Below are 21568 nucleotides of genomic sequence, written 5' to 3' on the forward strand. Positions count from 1 at the left end.
ATAGAATCGGTTGTTGAGCGATACCCGCTTGAGTTTTATGGTGGGCAAAATTATTTTGCTCACCATTTCAAAGGTTTACTGATTACTTAAATGCATCCCAAAATTTCATTGAATAAATCTGTTTGGTTCTCTCCAGGTTCCTATATATCTCTCTTATGACGGATCGAAAAATAGAGCAGATCTAAATAGTTCTTCGAATCACGCTTTTGGTTGCTGCCGCCTCAAAAATCGTCTCAATTAGCACCAATACACGGTGTACTTCTTCGCTTTTGATCGCAATCTCCGCTTTTCCTTCGATGGTGGAGACAAAATTCTCATAAAAGCTTTCTGCAGCAGCAGGTATTTTCTCAATCGGGAACTTAAGGGTGGATTCCTCAGACGGCGGTGCCATCGTTTTCGTCAATCCTTGGCCTGCTTGAATCGGCTTGGGTTCCACGTGAGCGACATCAGGATTTCGGGTGACGATCTCTCCGCTCAAATCCCAATCTCGAATCACCGCGGTTCCTTCGGTTCCTTTAATATACCAGCGCGGCAGCTTTACGTAATTGGTTGTGCCCACTTCAATGACTGCGGTCAAGCCGTCCTTGAACTCAATAAAGCTGGTAAAGCCGTCATCCACTTCAGTCCCCAAAATATAGCTTAGGGTAGCAGCTACGCTTTCTATTTTGCTGTCCGTAATCTGAAGCAGCTGGTCCAACAGATGTACTCCCCAATCCAGTAGCATTCCTCCTCCATAAGCCTTTAGTTGTCGCCAGTCACCTGGAATCCCATTAGCCCCCTGAACTCGTGATTCCAGCTGGAAAAGCTCGCCTACGGTCTTATTGCCAATTATATCTTTGATAATTCGGAAGTCTTCATCCCATCGACGGTTCTGATGTACCGTAAACACACGATTTTCTTTCTTCGCCACCTCAACAATATCCAAGAAATCCGCGCTCGTTATCGTAACTGGCTTTTCGCAAATGACATGTTTTCCGGCTTGTAGCGCCTGGATCGCGATTTCTTTATGAACATCATTAGGTGTTGCTATCAAAACAATATCCACGGCCTGATCTGCCAGAACGTCATCCAGGCTAGCGTAGGTTTTATAGCCGGCAGCCGCAGCCAGTTCCATCCGGTAATCGACAATATCATACACACCGCCAACGGCAAGTTGCTGATTAGATTCGATCAATTGAACATGGTAGCTTCCCATGCCTCCATAACCGATGATGACTACATTGTATATACGATTGTCCATTTTCATCTTCCTCCACTCCTGATTTAAGCCCACCGCATATAAAGCGGTTGCTCATGGATCAATAAATTTTAATATCCTCGTAACTCTCCCTTCACTTCGTCGGATAGCTCTATCATACAAATCTCATGAAAAGCTTTCCTCCTCATTTCTTGCTGTATTATTCCCGAATATTGTCCTGCGGTATTTCAATGGTGATGTTCCTGTCGCTTCCTTAAAGAGATGATGAAACGTCTTTACACTACTGAATCCTGCTGCCTCTGCGACCTCAGTGATCGGATTGTTTTCATTCAACAAAATCCATTTTGCCTTATTCAGTCTGTAATCATTCAAAAATGCTACAAAGGTCATCCCCGTATTCTTCTTAAACAGTCTGGCGAAATAATAGGGACTGAAACCCATATAATCAGCGACATTCTTCAGCGAGATGGTTTCATGATAATGGCATTCCACATACTCAAAGATACGTTCCAGTTTATAAAGAGTGTCCTTGGATTGTGTTAAGGTTCTTTCTGAGAGTTCAGGAAGCCTTGGCGTCATGCTTCTCGGAACTTCGCGCATAATAAGAGTCAACATCTCAAACAGCTTAGCTTTGATCATATAAGCATGACCTTCGTGGTGGTTGACGTTCTCATCATAAATGCTTTGAATTAGAGGAAGCATTTTAGCTGCTGTTTCTTCTGGCCAGTTCCAGCTTGATTGCTCCATCTCCGTAAATATATATCTAAGAGGGCGTTTCTGATTACTTAATGTGGAGACCTCTTGAAAAAAGCTCAGATCAAATTGAATAACCACCCGTTCGCTGTCGGGAGAAGCCAAGAAATAATGAACATCACCTCCATTTATAAACTGAACATCACCTTGTTTCATCCGTATCGAAATATCGTTAATTCCCAGATCCAAGGTTCCCTGAGTCACATAAATAATTTCAATTTCTTTATGCCAATGAGGATAGCAAAGCACGTCGCCTTTATTAATAAAACTCCGGAAAGGAAAATGTCGGTCAAGCTCCGGGATTTCTAAATAAAAATTCATTTTGGTAGACTCCTTTTGTTGTGGAATTCAAAAAAGCCGTACACATGACTATTGATTTTTTCTCCTTCTCAACTTTCGAATAAAATTCCCTCTCCCTTTTCAATTGTAAGCGGTTAACATTCTTTTTCCAACCCTATCAATCATAGTTTTTATTAAGTAAAACAACTGTTAGGCCTCCTTACCAACCTAATTTTGCAAACACAAAGTTATGCCTCAATTATGAGCGGTTTGGCGCCCGAAAACAATTTGGGCTGATCTTATTTCTCCCTTCCGCTTGCAGTTTCTTCAGATAACCAGGTTTCGCCTTAACTGGATTAAGCAAATACGTGTAAAATTGTCGAACGATTATTTTTACATTTTTTATATAAATATATATGTACATTTCCAAGAAAAAGGTATAATCTAGTAAAGCAACAGAATCCATATGAAAAATATAGACTTATGGAGGGACGGACCTTGAAGAGACTATTCGCTTTAAGTTGTGCTTTCTATCTGTTAATCGGCATTACTAGTGTGGTGCTGGGAGCATTACTGCCGGTTCTACTACCTTACTATGAACGGGGGTACAGCGATGGCGGATTATTGTTGTTCCTTCAGTTTTTCGGATTTCTTGTCGGCGTTCTGTTCTCCCCCTTCATGGCTCTACACATCGGGCGCAAGTTTATGCTGTCCATTGCCCTGGTTAGTATCGTAGCAGCGTATGCCTTCTTGGGTGTACTCCCCTCATGGACCTGGGTTATCGTGATGACCATCTGGGTTGGCTTCGGCTCAGGTATCATTGAGTCGTCCATCGGAGCGTTCACGATTGAGTTTACCGAAGAGCAGAAAGCCGTAGCCATGTCCAAGCTGGATGTCTATTTTGCACTTGGTGCACTGCTCATTCCCGCCGTGGTAAGCCTGTATATCTGGCTTGGAATGTGGTATCTGACCTTCTACACCATCTCCCTTCTGACGTTTATTCTGGGGCTGTTCTGGATTACCATGCCTACTTCCTCCTCTTCCCACCTTATCCAAGCAGATCTCCAAACCTCTGAGCGATCGGTCGAACAAGCCCAGTACTCGGTACAGCACCGTGTGTTACTGGGAATATTCATTGTATTCTTCTTTGTTTACATGGGGCTTGAACTGGGGCTCATGAACTTCCTGCCCTCTATTCTGATCGAGACCCTGCAGATTCGGGAATCCGTAGCCTCGTTGGGTGTTAGCATACTCTGGGTTGCGATGATCATCGGCCGCATGTTCTCAGGGAAGATTGCAGAGTCAGCAGGATATATTCCTTTCCTGCTGTGGAGCGGAATCGGGACTTTCTGCTTTCTGGTCGCAATGGCGTTTGCATCCAGTCAGTGGGCTACATACCTTCTGATTTTTGGTGCAGGGTTATTCATGTCCGGTCTCTTCTGTATTGCCCTCGTCTATGCGAACGTGCTGATTCCGGGAATGACCGAGAGAACGACCAGCATTCTGATTGCGTCAGGCGGAATTGGCGGAGCAGTGCTTCAATATGTAACAGGCTGGAGCATGAGCGAATGGTCGGTGACGGCTACCCTTTGGATTTTGGCGGCTTTCAGCCTAATTTTGCTGCTGTCGGTCATTCTCTCGCATCTGTGGAATGACAGGAGCAGACGGGGAGTTGACTCCCTTGTCCATCAGGGCAAGGAAGGATGAGATTCTTTATCTTGGGGGAGGTGAGGCCCACCGCTTTAGGTTGTAGCAGGGCAGTACACTTTTTAAGGATGTACTTAATGAGAATGTATATTCTGATATGGAGGGGAACATCGTGCATACCTTAACCAAAGAACGCTTCAGATACGGAAAAGGCATTACTCTGATTGACGATTCGGGTAAGGAATATTTGGATGGCGTATCTGGCACTTTCAATCTCTCGCTCGGTTATAATCACCCTCATGTCGTCACCAAAGTACAGGAACAAGTCGCTAATCTTGCCCACATGTCCTCATCCTTTACCGAGCCTTACGTCGAGGAAGTCCTGGATCATCTGATCCAGTATACGCCGAACGGCATCGACGCGGGATGGATGAGAGATATTACCGGATCCACGGCGAACGAATGCGCTGTGAAACTAGCCCAGAAATATACCGGAGCGCTCGATATAATCAGCCTGTATTTATCCCATCATGGGCAGACCCAGTTCGCAACAGGCATATCCGGCAACGCCTTCCGGCGGAGGAAATTTCCTAACTCGGCTGCAGCAAATTCCCTGCATGTACCTGCTCCCTACTGCTATCGCTGCCCGTTTAATTCTTCGCCTGACAAGTGTGGCTATCAATGCGTCGAAGCCATATCGGATGCCATTGAGTATGCAAGCTCAGGCTCTGTGGCCTGCATGATTATTGAACCCATCCTAGGCAACGGAGGCAATATCATCCCACCTGCTGGATATTTTAAGCGCCTCCGTCAGCTGTGCAACGAGTACGGGTTGATCCTGATCGCTGATGAGGTGCAGACCGGAATTGGGCGGACAGGCTACATGTTCGCAAGTGAGCTGTTTGATATCCAACCAGATATCATTACTCTCGCCAAGGGTCTCGGTGGCATTGGTGTACCGGTTGCAGCGGTATTGATGCAGTCTCGTCTTAATGTCCTCGAGAAGCACGAGCACTCCTTCACCTCAGGTAGCAATCTAATCTCGGTTACGGCAGCCAAAGCCACGCTAGAGGTTGTATCTGAACCCGGTTTTCTGGAAGCCGTTCGGTCCAAAGGAAGCCTGCTCGGAACCCTGCTGACAGAGATGGCCGACAAGCACGATTGCATCATTGGTGAGGCTCGCGGCGTCGGCTTGATGTGGGGACTGGAAATTGTCGACGAGGATGATGCCCCAGACGCAGTTAAGAGCAATGCGATTATCGACCACGCTTTTGCCGAACAGCAGCTTATTCTCAGAGGCTCCCGTTACGGTTACGGCAATGTGGTCAAAGTGAGACCTTCCCTCACGGCTACAGAAGACGAGATTGTTGAAATTGTTAAGCGGCTTGACACTGTTCTGACCACCCTTCACTAACCATCTGCCTAACAGGCAAAAGGAGGACTATTTATGCTTGCACTGGTATACAAATCAGCCTGGGATGTCGCACTTGAGGAAAGACCTATCCCGGAGATTAAAAAAGATAACGATGTACTCGTCCGAATTCGCGCGACAGGCGTATGCGGTACGGATCTAGGCATCATCAGTGGCAAATATCATGCCGTGCCGTCCACTATCTTGGGCCACGAATCAGCGGGGGATGTGATCGCTGTAGGATCAGCCGTCAGTTCACTGCAGCCTGGGGACCGGGTGGTGATTGATCCAACATACTACTGCGGCCAATGCGAAATGTGCCGGACAGGAAGACAGAATCATTGCACACATAAATCCGTAACAGAGACCGGAGTCAGCGCCGACGGTACGTTCACCGATTATTATGTGACTGAGGACCGTTTTTTGTACAAGCTGAAGGACCATATCAGCTACGAAGAAGCGACGCTGACCGAACCGCTGAGCTGTATGCTGACCGGAATCAACCAGATTCACCTGCTGCCGAACTTCACAACCGTTATTATAGGCGCAGGTCCAATCGGGATTCTGTATAGCTATGCTCTTGCTTCAAAAGGCGTAACTGGTTGTCTTGTTGACATCTCGGAGGAACGGCTCGCCATAGCGGATTCTATTGCCCCCGATCGGTGGTCCGCGCACGCCACAATGGAGTCGGCCATTCATGAGCTGGCTCCATTAAAGAATCAAGTGGACATGATTGTGGATACCACAGGCGTGGTCGGTACACAGGTACTGTCCCAGCTTACAAGCGGCGGATATCTGATGCTGGTGGGGCTGAGAGATGGGATAAGTTCGTTTAATCCGAAAGAGGTAGTTGACCGTAGCCTCAAAATCATCGGCTCAATTGATTCCCTGGGAACGTTCTCCACGGCTCATTACCTGATTGAGCAGCAGATCATTCCCGCCAAAAAAATCATTACTCACTCCTATCCGCTGGAAGACTATCGTGAGGCTTTTCTAACCCTCGGATGCAATATCAACGAGCGTACACTTCAGCCTTCGTCTCAGGCGATCAAGATTGTGCTGCAATCGAACGGTTCCGGTAACTAATCCAGATACGAACAAGGAGGAGAATGGACATGACAACCGTTCATCATGATGTGCAACCAAATAATGAATGCTTGGGAGGCCTATCAGCGTCCGTTCCGGTCAAGGCAGTCATCTTCGACATGGACGGGGTGCTAATAGACAGCGAACCGATTTATTTTGAGATCGAGCGCAATTCCTTTGCCCATTTCGGTGCGTCCATGACAGAAGAAGAGCACCATACCTATGTTGGAGTGACACTCGAATCTATGTGGCGTCAGGTACTGACCAGACATCAGCTCACCAATACGGTGGAAGAGGCCCTGTCGTATCACCGAAAAAATGTGATGCAGACGATGATTGCACACGAGGGACTTGTGGCGATTGACGGACTGGAGCGGTGGCTGGACTGGCTGCAAGAGAAAGGGATTCCGGTCGCGGTGGCCTCATCCTCTCCACGGGCGCTGATTGATCTCATTATGGAAAAGACAGGACTTGGTCGTTACTTCGACATTCGAATCACCGGTGAAGAGGTTTTGCAGGGTAAGCCGGCACCGGACATCTTCTTATACGCCGCCGAGCAGCTAGACATTGCACCGGCCCATTGCATCGTTATTGAGGATTCACAGAACGGGGTCCAGGCAGCCAAAAGTGCAGGTATGCACTGCATCGGCTTCCACAACCCCGGCTCCGGCCGGCAGGATCTGTCCAAAGCCGATCGCTGGATTCTCAGCTATGACGACCTGTGGGCGATCAAAGAGAATTTGCCGTTTGATGAGCAGTTGCTTGCTAAGAGCAAGAGCCGAAATGTACCGGAAGGCATACCCCCTTTATAATCATATGGAATCGTCCGATCTTTTCTATGATTAAGGGTATTAAATAATGCCCCTTGGAATATACACTGGAGAATGTCATTATCATTCCCTGTGTGTACTCTAAGGGGCGTGCTCTACGTCGAATCGGTATAGTTAGAACACGTACGTTCCCGGTTCAACACACAACAGTCGTAAAAACTATCCTTTTGACATATAACTGATCTTCTGACGGTTTTAAATCCTCTATTCGTATGCAGCAAAACTCATATAGAAAAATGGGGTGCTGTTAACACCCCAAACCAGATTCATCGATATATATCCTGCTTCATCTGAACGGTAATTTTGCGTATGTTCAGCCCTTTCTGTCTTCTTCGGTAATCAGAGAGCTGTAAGCCGGAATTGTAACTGTTCCTTTCTTCACCTTCACGTTCTTTGAGGTGGAGAAGACCACTTTCCATTTACCCTTATCGGAATCTTTCAGCTGCAGGGTAATCGGCTTTCCAGACAGGTTATGATATACATACAATGCTTCTTTGCCTGAAGTACGTTTAAAAGCGGTCACGCTGACAGAACCTGATTGTATAGGTTGCAAACTGTCGCTGCGTAGAGCTTCATGTTCTTCCCTCAGACGGATGAGTGTGCGGTAGCTTTCCAGCAGGGAATCATCGTCCCTCAGCTGCGCTTCCACCGATACCTCGCCTGTGTTGTATTTGGGTTCCTCCCACGTCGTTTGACCGGGGCCATCTCCCTTGTACCAGCGCATAGGCTCACGAAGATACTCATCAGGCTTTTCTCCCTTCATACCGATTTCTTCCCCGTAATAGAGGAACGGCTGACCCGGAAGCGTCAAAAGAATGGAAGCGACAAGCTTGGCTTTTCGCACATCCCCGCCCAGTTCGCTCATGACACGGGTTTGGTCATGGTTGCTCAGGAACGGAGCATCGAGCGCCGCCTTATTATACGATTTGTACAGTTGCAGCGTTTTCTCGGCGAATGTCGCGATACCCTGATCCTGGCCGTTTTTCACGGAGTTCAAAATCGTTCCGCCCAGGTCAAAATTAAAAAGGGAGTGGAGCGGTCCGTAATAAGGAGCTATGGTCTCCGGTTTGTCCCATACCTCACCTGCCAGATATACATTTGGATTTACCTTCTCCATTTCAGAACGGAATTCATTCCACCAGGCAATGTTTTTATCCGCACCATCCTTCGTCTGTCCTCTAAAAATATGCATCGCTGCGTCAAGCCGGAACCCGTCTGCACCTTGCTGCAGCCAATACTTGCCGACTTTGATCATTTCCTTGCGCACTTCGGGATTGTCGAAGTTCAGATCCGGCATGCCTGACCAGAACGTACCGTAGAAATACCCTTCGCCATTCGGATTCTTATGCCATACCTGCTGACCCCATGAGCCCTTTTCTTCCAAATCTGTGTTCTCATCCGCCCAGACGTAATAGTCGTGGAATTTGCTTTGTGGGTTGGCACTGGCCTCCTTGAACCATGGATGCTCGCTGCTCGAATGATTGATAACAAGGTCCATGATCACCTTGACGCCTTTTCGGTCCGCTTCTTTCATCAAGGTGCGGAAATCATTTAGACTCCCATACTGCGGGTCCACCTGATAGTAATCAGTTACATCATATTTATGGTAGCTTGGAGATGGATTTAGGGGCATAAGCCAGAGGCCGCTGACCTGCAAATCCTTGCCCGAATGGGGTTTGCCGTCGTTTAAGTAATCAAGTTTTTGTGTAATTCCTTTCAAATCACCATGTCCATCTCCATTCGAATCATAAAAAGAATTGATATAAATTTCATAAAATACGCCGCTTCCAGTAGAAACCGGAGGCTTATGTCCGTTCATTTCCTGCTCTGCCATTGCACCTGAAGCGAACATCGTGAGCATAGGCACCGTTAACATGGCGGTGGACAATCTTCTTAAGCGTTTGTTACGTGTCAAAACAAATCAGCTCCTTTGATTGTTATGGGTGCGTTTTCATTATAAATAGAAACAATCCAAAAAAAGGGGATATTTATTATCTATTATGGTGGAAAATATCGATCTTATTGTTTTATCTCTGTATCGAGCGAAAAGAGGAGCAGACTCTATGTCTACTCCTCTTTAAGAAATTGCTGTCGACCAAATCAGTTCAGGAAATATATCTTAATTTAATGCGTTTTGAAGCTCTGTGCAGCGAAGACTTTACTGAATTTTCACTCTTGTTTAAGATTCTAGCTGTTTCTTTTATGGAGTATCCTCGGACTAAACGCAATTCAAGTACCGTCCTTTGCTCGGTATTACTTGCCATCAAAAGAATTCGATTGACCTCCTCCTGAATTTCAAAATCGAGGGTATCCCAGTGATAGTAGAGCAGCTTCTTGCGTAAGTTGTATTCATCCATCTTTTTTCGTTTTCTTATTAAATCTATAGCTAAATTTTTGGCAATTCTCAGAAGATAAAATCGAATACGATCTTGAGGCAAGTCAGGTGAAGCTCTTATAAACCGAATAAAGCACTCATGCAACAAATCTTCGGCATCCTGTTTGTTATGCAATTTCCTCAAAAGATAGCCCATGAGTTCTGATTTACAAGAAAAATATAGATTTTCCAGCTCTTTAATGTCCATATTATTGTTTATCCTTTCTGTTCGATTGGAATCGGTAAGTCACTTTATAGTCTTAAATTCATATCCCTGCTTTTTTAAATATCTTATGATTTCAGGCAAGGCTTTGGCTGTTTCTTCCTTCCCATAAGTGTCATGCATGAGTACCACTGCTTTTTCTCTAGTCCCCATGTTCCTTATGAATTCGCGAATTAATTGTTCAGCATTCTTAGGCACACCTTCTGCATCTTTAGGTAACACATTCCAGTCAATCTGATGGTAATCCTTATCATGTAGAGCTTTGTCCAGCACTTCCATACCATCGGGATCATTTCTCTGCCATGTCATATGGCCACCTGGCAATCGAATCACTCTTGTGGAAAAATTCTGCCCCAATATTTGCTTTAAAATTTGATTTGTTTTTTCAATATCGTTCATAAAAATGCTAGAATTCACAGTTTGATTAGGATATAAATAACTATAGTCATGTGAATAGGTATGATTTCCGATAGCATGTCCTTCTTTAACTAGTCTTTTTGTTATTTTTTCAGCCACTTCATTTTCTTCTACTGCTTTTCCTACCACAAAAAACGTCGCTTTCACATTTTCTTCTTTAAGAACATCTAATATTTTAGGCGTTACGGTGACCGATGGTCCATCATCAAAAGATAAATAGACAACCTTTTTACCGTCTATCCCATCGGGCCGATGCCCTTGCATTTGTTGATTTAAGTACTTTTCAACAAATGCCGCATCTTCAACGCCAGCTTCATTTTTTTGTGGGGATGCTATCCCCTCTGATTTGTTATTATATTTGTCCGTTGACACCGCATTTACTTCATTCGCAAATTCGATCGTCTTTACTGGTGGTTGCTTACTATCAAACATGTCAAAGAGTTTTATAGCGATTAGAACGATTATAATAGTAATAATAATCAATAATCTTCTTCGATTTCTCCTTATACGATGCGCTCTTGTTCTATTATGTGTATAGATTTTTTCCATAGCTTATGTTCCTCCAAATATAAAACCATATTTTCCAAGGGTGGATGCCATCAAAAGTTCCTAAAAAGATATAAGTACAGCCAGCCTTCTCAGAATGGAGAGACTGGCTGTTTCGCTTCATTTTGCTGCGAATTCCAATGGGAATTATTCGTATCTCAATGCATCTATAGGCTTCAAACTTGCTGCTTTATAAGCCGGATATACCCCAAATAGAATGCCTGTGCCCGCAGAGCTAAGAAACGAATATATGATAGGCGAGATCGTAAATTCAATGGTCATATGTGCAGTTGCCTCAAGTATCTTGGATGCCCCTATGCCTGTTATAACCCCGATTGTACCTCCTAAGAGACCAAAAATGACTGCTTCAGACAGGAATTGAATCATTATATCTCTCGGCTTGGCGCCAATAGCTTTTCGAATACCGATTTCTCTTGTACGTTCTATAACTGAAACCATCATAATATTCATAATTCCAATTCCCCCTACCACAAGGGATATCGCGGCTACCCCACCCAGTAGGCTGGTCATGATACTATCTACACCGGAAGCTGCACCTGCTGCCTCTGACAGACTCATAATTTGAAATTGATCCGGTTCCGAGGGTTTTAGCTGGTGCGTCACACGCAAGCTTTCCAATATGTCTGAACGTGCCTGATCCATCAAAGCTGGTGACTTGGCGGACACGTCCAATCCTGTAATGTTCTTCTCACCCAGACGGTTCATCATGGTTGTAGCAGGGATGTAAATTTGTTCATTAGTGCTGTAGCTTAATTTCGTTACTGGCTGAGTATTTAATACTCCAATTACCTTGAAAGGAATCTGTTTAATTTGAAACGTTCGCCCCAATACATTTTGGGTATCTCCACCAAAAAGACGTTGAACCGCTTGGCTTTCAAGAATGGCGACATTCATGCGTTTATCCATCTCATCGTTGGTAAATGTTCTGCCCTCGGCAAAGGAAAACTTTTTGACTTTATAGAATGAAGCGGAAGTCCCTACAATAGTGGCGTTATAGTTATATCGCCCCCACGTAGCCTTTGAATTGCTCGTTATATTTGGCATCAATGCATCTATGGAATTCTTTTGTTCCAATGTCTCGACATCAGCCCAAGTAAACGATGGCGTGTTGTCATAATCTATTCCCCCATCGACCATTGTCATAGCTGGCGCAACCATCAATACGTTATTCCCTAATTTATTAATTTCCGCCTTTATGCGGGTTGTAGAGCCGTTTCCAATCGCCATAATGGCAATAACCGCTGCCACCCCGATAATAATACCGAGTATTGTTAAAAAGGAGCGCAGCTTATTGGTCGTTAAACTGTTAATTGATACACGGATCGTTTCCATTAAATTCATAGGCTTGCCATCCTTGATGAAATTCTTCTATTCATAATGCTCTCATCCCGCTCAATATTCCCATCTCGAAAGCTGATCAGTCGCTTGGCATATTCGGCAATTTCCAGCTCATGAGTAACCAAGACAATGGTTTTCCCCTGTTCATTCAAGCCTTGAAACAGCTCCATAATCTCGACGCTCGTCTTTGTATCTAGTGCCCCCGTAGGCTCATCTGCCAGCAGAATAACAGGATTATTCACCAACGCACGCGCAATGGAGACACGTTGCTGCTGACCACCAGATAGCTCATTAGGCTTGTTGTACATCCGTTCTGCAAGCCCCACACTTCTAAGCGCCTCCACAGCTCGTTCCCGGCGTTCCTTGGCAGGTATACCTGCATACATCATAGGTAGCTCTACATTTGCTAATGCTGTAGTTCGGGGAAGTAGATAGAATTTCTGAAACACAAAACCCAGTTTCTGATTTCGAATCTCGGAAAGCTCGTTCTCACGAGCATCCAATATGGAATACCCATCCAGATAATATTTCCCGGTATCAGGATGATCAAGACAACCAATGACATTCATCATAGTGGACTTACCCGAACCAGAGGGGCCCATTATGGCAACAAACTCACCTTCGCTAATAGATAAATCAACACCACGTAGAGCCTGAATCTCCTGACCGCCTACCTCATATACTTTTTTTAATTCTTTAATTTCAATAACGCTTGCATTCGATTGAGCTTCATTCATTGAGCCTGACCCCCATCAGGGTCTTGACCCTCTTGACTACCATTCGGACCAGCACTACCACCCTGAGGCGGAATAACAATGGTTTCGCCTTCCTTGACACCTGACTTGATTTCGGCCTGATCCGCTGTATAGACCCCCAGCTTCACCGGTCTGAATTCATAATCTGCAGGGTTAGCCGGGTTCTTTGCTACATATACTCCATCCACTCCACCATCGGATCTCAATGCGAACAATGGAACAGACAACGCATCTTTATGTTCAGCCAAGAGGAGTGATACATCCATGTTCATCCCCGGTTGTAGTCTTATCTTTTGACTATCCAAAGACAATTCAATTTTGTATGTAGTCACATTGGATTCGGTAACCGGCTCTGGAGAAACAAAGAGGACTTCGCCCTTAAATTGTTTGTCCGGGAATGAATTCGTGTGCATCGTAGCCTGAAGTCCAGTCTTCAATTTAGCGATATCACTTTCGTTAACCTTGGCACTAACCTTCATAACGCCTGTATTGGAGTTGTTCATAACAATGAAAGGTGCTGTAGGACTGGTACCCACATCGCCATTGACCTTCAAAATAATTCCATCCCACGGTGCCGTAACCTGTAATTTGTTCAGAACACTTTTCTTCTGTTCCAATTCCGTTTCAGCCTGTTGTAAAGAAGCCTGTGCGGATTGAATATTAGAGGCATCAGGCGGGGACTGTGCTGCCTTTAATTGTATTAAAGCCGTTTTATAGCCCATTTCCGCGTCCTCAATCGCCTGAACTTGTCGATTCTTTGCCTTCTTGTATTGAAGTTCAACATTATTCATATCCAATTTTGCCTTATCAAGGTTTTGCTTGGCCGTCGCCAGGTCACTTTCTGCAGCTGCATCATTCTGGACTAGATAAGTCTGGTCATCATAATCCTTCTGGGCTTTATCCAAAGTCATCTTAGCTGCCTCTTTTTGTGCAGTGGCTTCCTCTAATTCCATTCCGTCCTTGGCTGTTTTTATCGCCATCTGTGCCTTTAGGACATTTGCCTTCTGGAGCTCAATATCACTAGCCTTTGGTCCACGCTTGGCTTCTTCCACCTTGGCTCGTGCAATCGCTACATTGGATTCGGCATTTTTAATTTGTAACTTGGAATCTGAATCATCCAAACGAGCCAACACCTGACCCTCTTTGACACTATCTCCTGCTTTGACATTGACGGCAATGAGCTTGGCACCCTCAACATTTGTAAAATTGATATTGACTTCCTTAGAAGCCTGAACGGTTCCAGTTACTTTAAGCGATTCGGTCATGTTTGTTTTCTGTACCTGTACGATCTGGTTCGCAGGACCCTCCACGGGCTTTTCCTGACTTCTATTCATATAAACAGTACTGCCAATTCCCGCTATAATAATCAAGACAAGAATACCTATGATCCCTTTCAATCTTTTTTTCCTTCTTAATACTTGCAATGCATCTTTCTTTTCTGCTTCCGACAATGTTATATCCCCTTAAAATGTATTTTTTCTAAAACCTATACGCTCCACGGTTTGTTTAAAGCATGTTGCAGCATTGTCATTTGAATAATGAGTTCATCCTTATTCCGTTCAATTTGCTTCACTTTTAACTGATTCGTGGCGACCTCCGTACCTGTGGCAAATCCACGTTCCCTTTTTTTACGAGATATGTCCAACACTTTAATAGCGTTCTGTAAATTACTTTGCATTTGTTCGTATTGTTCATCATTTTGCTGTAAGTTAAAGTAGATACTCTTTAGTGATTCTGCCAATTGATCCTTGGTATTTTTGAGTCCGCCTTCCGCTGAGTCTACATCAATCTGTTTAATTTCATAATCGTCCGTTCCCGAGTTCCATGTGTAATATTTAACTTCCATTTTTGCCAGCTTGACAGCCTCCTCCTGCCTCCAAACCGAAGGACTCGCCGAGATTGCACGCGTTACAAGCGTATCCAAATTTGTGTTGTCCATCTTCCGATAAACAGGTCGATCAACCAGTTCATACACCGAACCTTGAGGTTGGCCCATTTGCGTATTTAGTGAATCCATCGCTTTTCGCAGCGCAGCTTTTGCAATCTCTACATTCTTTTCTGCTTCTAAACGAGTCTGAATAATGGTGCTTTGTTCACCTGGAGAAATTTTTCCACGGTTGGCTTTCGCCTCAGCAGCTTTTTCCTCCAATAACGCAAGCGAAAGTGCATCCTCACTACTCTTCACTTTGTTGTCAGCCAAAAGTACGTCGTAATAGTCCTTCATTGTGGTGTAGTCTGTCTGATCTTGAGCAAGTTCGATTTGCTTCTTGGATTCCAAATAAGAAACCGTCGATGAGGCATACCCCTTCCAAGCAGAACTACTAGCCGCGTCCTCTTCACCGTTGCCTGCGCCTGCTGGAATGAAATCCAGATTCTTACCTGCATTTTTTAGGTTAATCCGGTTCCGATCTATCGTTTGCTGGGCTTCTTTCAAACTAAAGCTATTAGACCGTGCCCATTGCTGGGCTTGACTCAATGTTAGTTTCACACTTGCATTGGAAGCCAATTGCTGCCCCTCTGCTTGAACAAAGGACCCTGAAAAAGAACTGGTTGATAAGGCCAACAACAATAAAATAAACACACTTTTTTTCATAGATATCCCTCTCTTTCTAAGTTTATTAAGCCTAATAAATACGTTGTTATATGAATTATAATTCTTCCTCTACACTACAATTTCTTTGTATGGTTCCCCATCAAGGAAATCGTGAATTGAGAGCTTCATCGTCTATAATCCGTGGAGATTCCAGAAAGGAGGAACCACTCCTCCCTTCTGCAACTTTTTTGCACACAGCTTATCGTTCCTTATAACATCTTTAAATCCAATTGACGAAGGTACAGGAAACGTACAATAAGAAAGGAAAAGAATTGGATTGCCCAAAAGCAAAGCATAATTTGAATAACCGTAAGATGAAAGGGTACTACATATATTCCAGATAAACAAAGCACTACTCCTACGGATGATACGACTAATGGCAGAAGAAAAAGGAATGCAATTTCTCTGGATGCAGCTTGTCTCATTTCCCTTGAGCTTAGTCCGATTTTGGATAGAACCAGGTATATTTCCTCATCCCGTTGAAGATCTACATACAATCTGAAATATAGCAGGCTTACAATACTTGCCAACATGATAATAGCGATAAATCCACCAATAAATTTACTAATATTCAGATCCGTCTCCGATGTCAAATAATCCACTGCTCTAGAGTTAAGCGCCCCTTTATTCACCTTGTTGGCCAGCACGGAATACAACCAAACCTCTTCTTGAGTTTCAGAAGTTTCCAAGGAAAGTTGACCATTCTTCCATTTTGGCACAAAGTAGTAAACAGATTTGTATGCTAATGGATCATTGAAATACCGTTGTTCAACTAAATGGTCGTAAGTTCTATCTGAAACAACAAGTAACCTTCCTAATTCAGAGATGATGTTTCCATCAAACTTTATGCTAGGGTCTATCTTCTGAGTATCCATAATTTGAATATTCATAATGTGAGATTTCCCTTGATTGTAAGTTAGATTTCTTTCAAAAAAGGTTTTCTGTTCTTCTAAAGACATCCCGTTTGAATCAAAAATGAAAAAGCCTTGATGATCCCGAAGCACAGTTGCCTGTTTTAGTTCCTTAAACCTGGAAGCAAGAGCTTCATAGTTGGATTGTTCCATCACAGGTGCGAACTGTTCACGAAAGGGAAAGATCAGTACTTCACTTTTCGAATAATCCACCCCAGCCGTATAAAGATTTTGGTCAATATCTTTTTCAAGCTCTATAGAACTTACAACATCAGAAGAAAGTGCAAATGAATAAGATTGCTCCTTAAGAAATCTTTTTTGCTGCTGCATGGAGTCAAAAGTTGACGCTGCTCCTACACAAAAAATGATAGAAATAAGGGTAATCAATGAAAAAAGCCCGGCATTATTCCTCATTTTGTATATGATCTCAGATAACCATAACAAACGTGTTCCGCTCCAAGACCGTTTCTTGTTAGCTCTAAGCAATTGAATGGATAGTGCACATAATTGACTGTAAAACAAGTAAGTACCAATAATCCCCATTGAAATTGTATATTTAAATGTGTCTCCAACTGAATAGTGCATTATATAAAAGGAGAGAGTCCCTAAACGATACGGTGCCAGATAAATGTATGGTGGAAAATCAAGCTTCATTAAATATACAGCCGCTCCTATTAACGCTATTGCAAGAAAAGACAGACTCCATGAAGCTTTTAATTCCTTTTTGAACTGTGGAACCTTGCTAAAAAGCTGCTGTAATTTAAAATGGCGTATGAAGAAAACAGACACAAGTGAGATCAATATATACAAAAACATAAAACCAACCACGGTGAAAGCCAGTGCTTTCCAAGGAAAATAAAATGTTAAATACATTCCTATGACATTGGAACCCAAAAGTAGAAAGAATTTCGCTGAAACAAATCCTCCGATAATGCCGGTAATCAAGGATAAAAAGCCTATAATTAGATTTTCATATGCGACCAAAAAATAAATTTGTCTGTGACGTGCTCCCAAAATGGTGAGTATACCAAATTCTTTCTTTCGTGCAGCAACGAAAATATTGTTTGTATACAATACGAAAAAAAAGGAAAATACAAAAATCAATAGATCAGCAACTTGTAATCCCTTTTTTACATTCACTGCGGTGATTGCATTTGAGACATCCGGGTGAAAAATAAATATCGCATATACGAAAAAAATCGTAATCATCAAAGAACTGCTTAAATAATAAGGAATGTAAGCACGCGCATTGCGTTTGAGATTATTCCATGCTAACAGACGAAAGCTCATGTGCATGTCTATTTCCCCCCAAAAAGGAGAGCATATCTATGATTTCCTGAAAAAATATTTGCTGACTGTGACTACGGTGGATTTCATTATATAACTCACCATCTTTAATAAAAATTACCCGATCACAATAACTGGCTTCCATTGCACCGTGTGTTACCAGCACGATTGTGGAATAATCTACACGGTGGATAAGTCCCAGCATTTCCATCACAACACGTGAAGACTCGGAATCAAGATTTCCAGTGGGCTCATCTGCGAGCAAGAGTGAAGGAGAGTGAATAATAGCCCTACCAATGGCTGCCCGTTGCTTTTGTCCCCCTGACACCTCATAAGGCCGTTTATCCAAAATATCAAAAATATCCAGTTTCTTCGCTACCTCTTCCAGTTTGTGCTCCATTTCCTTTAATCCTTTTTTATTCAGCATCAGCGGAAACAGTATGTTCTCTCCCAAAGTGAGGGTTTCCAGCAAATTATAGCCCTGAAATACAAGTCCCAGCTCTTTGCGACGAAATAAAGCCAGCTTATCCTTCTTGAGTTGATGTGGATTTTCCCCTTTAATGCAAACCTCGCCAGAAGTCGGCATATCAATGGTCGAAATCATGTTTAATAGTGTAGTCTTCCCACTACCAGACGGCCCCATAATAGCAACAAACTCGCCTCGTTTGATCGTTAAATGGATGTTGTTAAGGGCTCGGTAGGGAACCTTGCCATAGTATATTTTGGTGACTTGATCCATTCGTACAATCTCCATAATTCATTCCTTTCTTTTTCCTATGTTATGATCATAATCCATCCAGATAAGTGAAGCGACCGATTAACATTACAAAAACCTTAAATGTGTTGTAAGGTTTCTCATTTGCGAATTGAAAACAGGATTTGAACCGTCGTCCCTTCACCAACCGTCGATTTCAGTTGAATGTCATGATTCAGCCTTTTGCAGATTTCAGACACCAAATAGAGTCCCATCCCGGTTGATTCACGATACTTCCGTCCATTTTCACCTGTGTAATAAGCCTCAAATACCCGTTCTACGTCTTTTTTAGGGATACCAATCCCCTCATCCTGTACTTCCAATACAATGACATGCTCTCTTACGTCAGATTTTAGTTTCAGGCTGTGGGCATGACCTGAAGAGTATTTCACCGCATTGGTCACCAATTGGTTAATTATGAATCTTAGCCACTTGGCATCGGTAATCACACTCAACTGCTCGTCCACTTCATTGGAAGGATAAATTTCGTTGCGAATCAATAATCTTTTGTTGTCATAAATCACATCACTAACCAGTTTTCGTAATACAACAGGCTCGACATGAAAGTCAGGTTCAAAGGATTCCAACCGTGACATATATAAAATGATGTCTAGTCCTTTTCCCATCCGATCTATCTCATCGTGAATCTGATCCGATTCGGGATCTATTTTTCCTTTGAGGATTAAATGAATAACAGAAAGAGGAGTTTTCATCTGGTGAACCCACTGATTGATAAACGTAATATGATCGTGTTGCTGATGTTCTAACTGATGAACTCGGGACTGATACAATCGGTAATATTGTAAAAGCAAATGTTGTAAAGAGGAGGCTAACGGATTAAGTACCTTCCTTTGAATAAGTTCATCTAAATCTCTAATGTTTGTAGTGGATAATATGCGATATAAACCAGAATACATAACGTATCGGAACAGCAAATAGACTACTAATAGGATGGACCCAAAAAAGACGGAATACAGGGCCGTCGCCCAGTTATGGTAACCATCCATCCAATAGATACTTAACACAAGAAAAAGTTGGATGATATTAAAAATGACCAGCGAAAAATGGTCGCGCCAAAAAAGCTTCACCGTTCTTCCTCCTCAGTCAAGTGAAGGCGATAACCAGCCCCTCTAACCGTCTCTATGATATCCCCCAGTCCCAACTCACTCAGCTTTTTGCGGACCCGAGTGACATAAACATTCAGAGTGTTTTCGCCAACATATTGGTGATCGTCCCATAAAGCCTCTAAGAGATGAACTCTACCCACAACCTGCTTAGGATACGTCATCAATAGCTCTAGCAGTGCTGCTTCTTTCTGGCTAATTTCTACCTGCTTGTCATGAAACTGAAGTTCCATAATATCGGGATATAGCGTCAAACCTGACACATTTAAGGAACGTGATTTTGGAGCTACGGCATAAGAACCATAGGCACGTCGCAGATTGCTTTCTACTTTGGCTAACAGTACTTCGGGATAAAATGGTTTCGTAATGTAATCATCTGCTCCGTTTTGCAAAGCAATGACCTGATCCATTTTATCATCACGTGCAGACACAAACAGGATGGGGCATGTAGACTGAGTCCGTATTTGCCTGCACCAATAAAATCCATCAAAGCGAGGTAGATTCACATCAAGTAGTACCAGATCAGGCTTTACCTCTTGAAAGATAGACAGAACTTGATCAAAATTTGAAACAATAATGCCTTGATAACCATATTTCTCAAGATAGGATTGGAGCAAGGAACTGATTTGAGGGTCATCCTCTATTATTAATATCTTTTGCATCGTGTTTTCTACCTTCTTAGTGCTTGAATTTTTAACAACTGATTTCTCTATATAATGCCTTTATTTGGTCGTTCAAGCAATAGCAACAAACTAGCCCCATTTGGTTGTAGACTTAGGAGGTTTTTATAGTGGTGTATATTGAATCCCGAATAATATGCATGGTGCCAAACACCAGAGTGATTAACAATATAATTATAATAACGATAACTGTGGCTGTTATAATGGATCTTTTACGATTTTTCAATGTTTCATTGAAAGTTTGCTTTAGATCTTTCAAAGTCTGCTCACTTCTTTCCTTACATAGCTATTTAACATCATAATTAGCTTCTACGTAATGAACAACAGTTGAAACTTACAAAAACCTTTATTTTGCTGTAAGGTTTCTGATTAGCCACAAACCATTGTCGGATTGAACTAGTAGCGTATGTACATAACAAAACTGCCCGGGTTAAAGAATCTATTTCTGATTCTCAAGCCCGGGCAGTTAATCCTTTCTATCCTTTTACAGCGGAACCTACCGTCATCGCCCGCTCCACTTGTTCACTCAAAAACAGATAGACTAGTACCATCGGTAGGGAAGCGATAGTCATAACAGCTCCCATGGCTCCCCAATCCGTGCTGTAGGAGCCCTGGAAAAAAAGTAAGCCTAGCGGCAAGGTCTTCATATTTTCATCAGAAATCAAAATATAGGCCAAAGTGAACTCATTCCAGTTGTTCAAGAACTGAAAAATGGCTACAGTCGCAATTGCAGGCATTGCAAGCGGCATAATGATTTTGAGGAACAGTCTATAAATATTAGCTCCATCCATACATGCCGCCTCTTCAATCTCCTTGGGAATTCCTGCCAGAAACCCATAGAAAATCATTGACGAGAAAGGAAGGCCAATTGCGATATAGGGAAGAATAAGAGCTCCATACGTATTCGTAAGATGAAAATCGCGAACCAGAATCGCCAGCGGTATCATGATAACCTGTAGCGGCATAAACATTCCTATGATCATATAAGTTCGGACAGCAGATCGAAACCTCCACCTCATGCGCGCCACTGCAAAGGCAAACATCAGTGCCAGTAAAAGGATGAGCAGAGTCGAAATCGTTGATACGACAAGACTGTTCAGAAAGTAACGAGGAATATTAAATTGCGTCCAGGCATTGATGTAATTTTCGTAACGAAAATGCGTTGGTAGTCCGAATGGGTTGGTAACAAATATCTCATCATTGTTCTTCAACGAGTAGGAAACCATCCAGAACAATGGATAGATCGAAACAATCACATACAGCCACAGCGGTATCTGCAGAACTGCTTGTCTGAACTTGCTCAAAGCGGTTTTACTCATTTCGTTCTCCTTTTCAATACAC

At 43.1% G+C, this 21568-nt stretch carries 18 protein-coding genes; 4 read left to right on the forward strand and 14 right to left on the reverse strand.

The annotated features are described in order from the left end of the window. Nucleotides 1-181: 181 nt before the first annotated feature. Both AC5ELV_RS24665 and AC5ELV_RS24670 read right to left on the reverse strand, forming a co-directional pair. A complete protein-coding gene (locus tag AC5ELV_RS24665; protein WP_493432267.1) occupies nucleotides 182-1246 on the reverse strand; it encodes a Gfo/Idh/MocA family protein in 1065 nt (354 codons plus the stop codon). Between the two features lie 117 nt (nucleotides 1247-1363). After that, on the reverse strand, nucleotides 1364-2272 hold the full coding sequence (locus tag AC5ELV_RS24670) for an AraC family transcriptional regulator (RefSeq protein ID WP_493432268.1): 909 nt from the start codon (nucleotides 2270-2272) through the stop codon (nucleotides 1364-1366). Between the two features lie 456 nt (nucleotides 2273-2728). Between AC5ELV_RS24670 and AC5ELV_RS24675 the strand changes: the two genes are divergently transcribed. From AC5ELV_RS24675 to AC5ELV_RS24690, 4 genes are all read left to right on the forward strand, one after another. Continuing rightward, entirely contained in the window at nucleotides 2729-3937 is a 1209-nt protein-coding gene (locus AC5ELV_RS24675) for an MFS transporter (protein ID WP_493432269.1), read from the forward strand. Nucleotides 3938-4049: 112 nt separating this feature from the next. Then, nucleotides 4050-5291 (forward strand): aspartate aminotransferase family protein, encoded by a 1242-nt coding sequence (locus AC5ELV_RS24680; protein ID WP_493432270.1) that lies wholly within the window; start codon nucleotides 4050-4052, stop codon nucleotides 5289-5291. 33 nt (nucleotides 5292-5324) lie between these two features. Further along, nucleotides 5325-6374: a 2-amino-2-deoxy-D-mannitol dehydrogenase GutB1 gene (gutB1, locus tag AC5ELV_RS24685; RefSeq protein ID WP_493432271.1), complete on the forward strand. Its 1050-nt coding sequence runs from the start codon at nucleotides 5325-5327 to the stop codon at nucleotides 6372-6374. Between the two features lie 29 nt (nucleotides 6375-6403). Next, a complete protein-coding gene (locus AC5ELV_RS24690) occupies nucleotides 6404-7186 on the forward strand; it encodes an HAD family hydrolase (protein ID WP_493432272.1) in 783 nt (260 codons plus the stop codon). A 331-nt stretch (nucleotides 7187-7517) separates the two neighbouring features. On the opposite strand, the gene AC5ELV_RS24695 is transcribed toward AC5ELV_RS24690, so the two are convergent. From AC5ELV_RS24695 to AC5ELV_RS24750, 12 genes are all read right to left on the reverse strand, one after another. Then, nucleotides 7518-9119: an alpha-amylase family glycosyl hydrolase gene (locus tag AC5ELV_RS24695; protein ID WP_493432273.1), complete on the reverse strand. Its 1602-nt coding sequence runs from the start codon at nucleotides 9117-9119 to the stop codon at nucleotides 7518-7520. A 190-nt stretch (nucleotides 9120-9309) separates the two neighbouring features. After that, nucleotides 9310-9786: an RNA polymerase sigma factor gene (locus tag AC5ELV_RS24700; RefSeq protein WP_493432274.1), complete on the reverse strand. Its 477-nt coding sequence runs from the start codon at nucleotides 9784-9786 to the stop codon at nucleotides 9310-9312. Nucleotides 9787-9825: 39 nt separating this feature from the next. Further along, nucleotides 9826-10767, reverse strand: a complete 942-nt coding sequence (locus AC5ELV_RS24705; protein WP_493432275.1) for a polysaccharide deacetylase family protein — start codon at nucleotides 10765-10767, stop codon at nucleotides 9826-9828. 144 nt (nucleotides 10768-10911) lie between these two features. Beyond that, a complete protein-coding gene (locus AC5ELV_RS24710; protein ID WP_493432276.1) occupies nucleotides 10912-12126 on the reverse strand; it encodes an ABC transporter permease in 1215 nt (404 codons plus the stop codon). Then, entirely contained in the window at nucleotides 12123-12860 is a 738-nt protein-coding gene (locus AC5ELV_RS24715) for an ABC transporter ATP-binding protein (protein ID WP_493432277.1), read from the reverse strand. Before AC5ELV_RS24715 ends, AC5ELV_RS24710 begins: the two co-directional genes overlap by 4 nt. Further along, on the reverse strand, nucleotides 12857-14329 hold the full coding sequence (locus AC5ELV_RS24720; RefSeq protein WP_493432278.1) for an efflux RND transporter periplasmic adaptor subunit: 1473 nt from the start codon (nucleotides 14327-14329) through the stop codon (nucleotides 12857-12859). Before AC5ELV_RS24720 ends, AC5ELV_RS24715 begins: the two co-directional genes overlap by 4 nt. Nucleotides 14330-14364: 35 nt before the next feature. After that, nucleotides 14365-15471, reverse strand: coding sequence for a TolC family protein (locus AC5ELV_RS24725; protein WP_493432279.1), 1107 nt, complete (start codon nucleotides 15469-15471; stop codon nucleotides 14365-14367). A gap of 209 nt (nucleotides 15472-15680) precedes the next feature. Then, nucleotides 15681-17678 (reverse strand): FtsX-like permease family protein, encoded by a 1998-nt coding sequence (locus AC5ELV_RS24730; RefSeq protein WP_493432280.1) that lies wholly within the window; start codon nucleotides 17676-17678, stop codon nucleotides 15681-15683. Further along, nucleotides 17644-18423: an ABC transporter ATP-binding protein gene (locus AC5ELV_RS24735; protein ID WP_493432281.1), complete on the reverse strand. Its 780-nt coding sequence runs from the start codon at nucleotides 18421-18423 to the stop codon at nucleotides 17644-17646. Before AC5ELV_RS24735 ends, AC5ELV_RS24730 begins: the two co-directional genes overlap by 35 nt. Nucleotides 18424-18524: 101 nt before the next feature. Then, entirely contained in the window at nucleotides 18525-19511 is a 987-nt protein-coding gene (locus AC5ELV_RS24740; RefSeq protein ID WP_493432282.1) for a sensor histidine kinase, read from the reverse strand. Further along, nucleotides 19508-20209 (reverse strand): response regulator transcription factor, encoded by a 702-nt coding sequence (locus tag AC5ELV_RS24745; protein WP_493432283.1) that lies wholly within the window; start codon nucleotides 20207-20209, stop codon nucleotides 19508-19510. The genes AC5ELV_RS24740 and AC5ELV_RS24745 overlap by 4 nt, the downstream gene beginning before the upstream one ends. Nucleotides 20210-20703: 494 nt before the next feature. Continuing rightward, complete coding sequence (locus AC5ELV_RS24750) at nucleotides 20704-21546, reverse strand: carbohydrate ABC transporter permease (protein ID WP_493432284.1); 843 nt, start codon at nucleotides 21544-21546, stop codon at nucleotides 20704-20706. Between the last annotated feature and the right edge of the window lie 22 nt (nucleotides 21547-21568).

The organism is Paenibacillus sp. NMA1017, assembly GCF_058895805.1.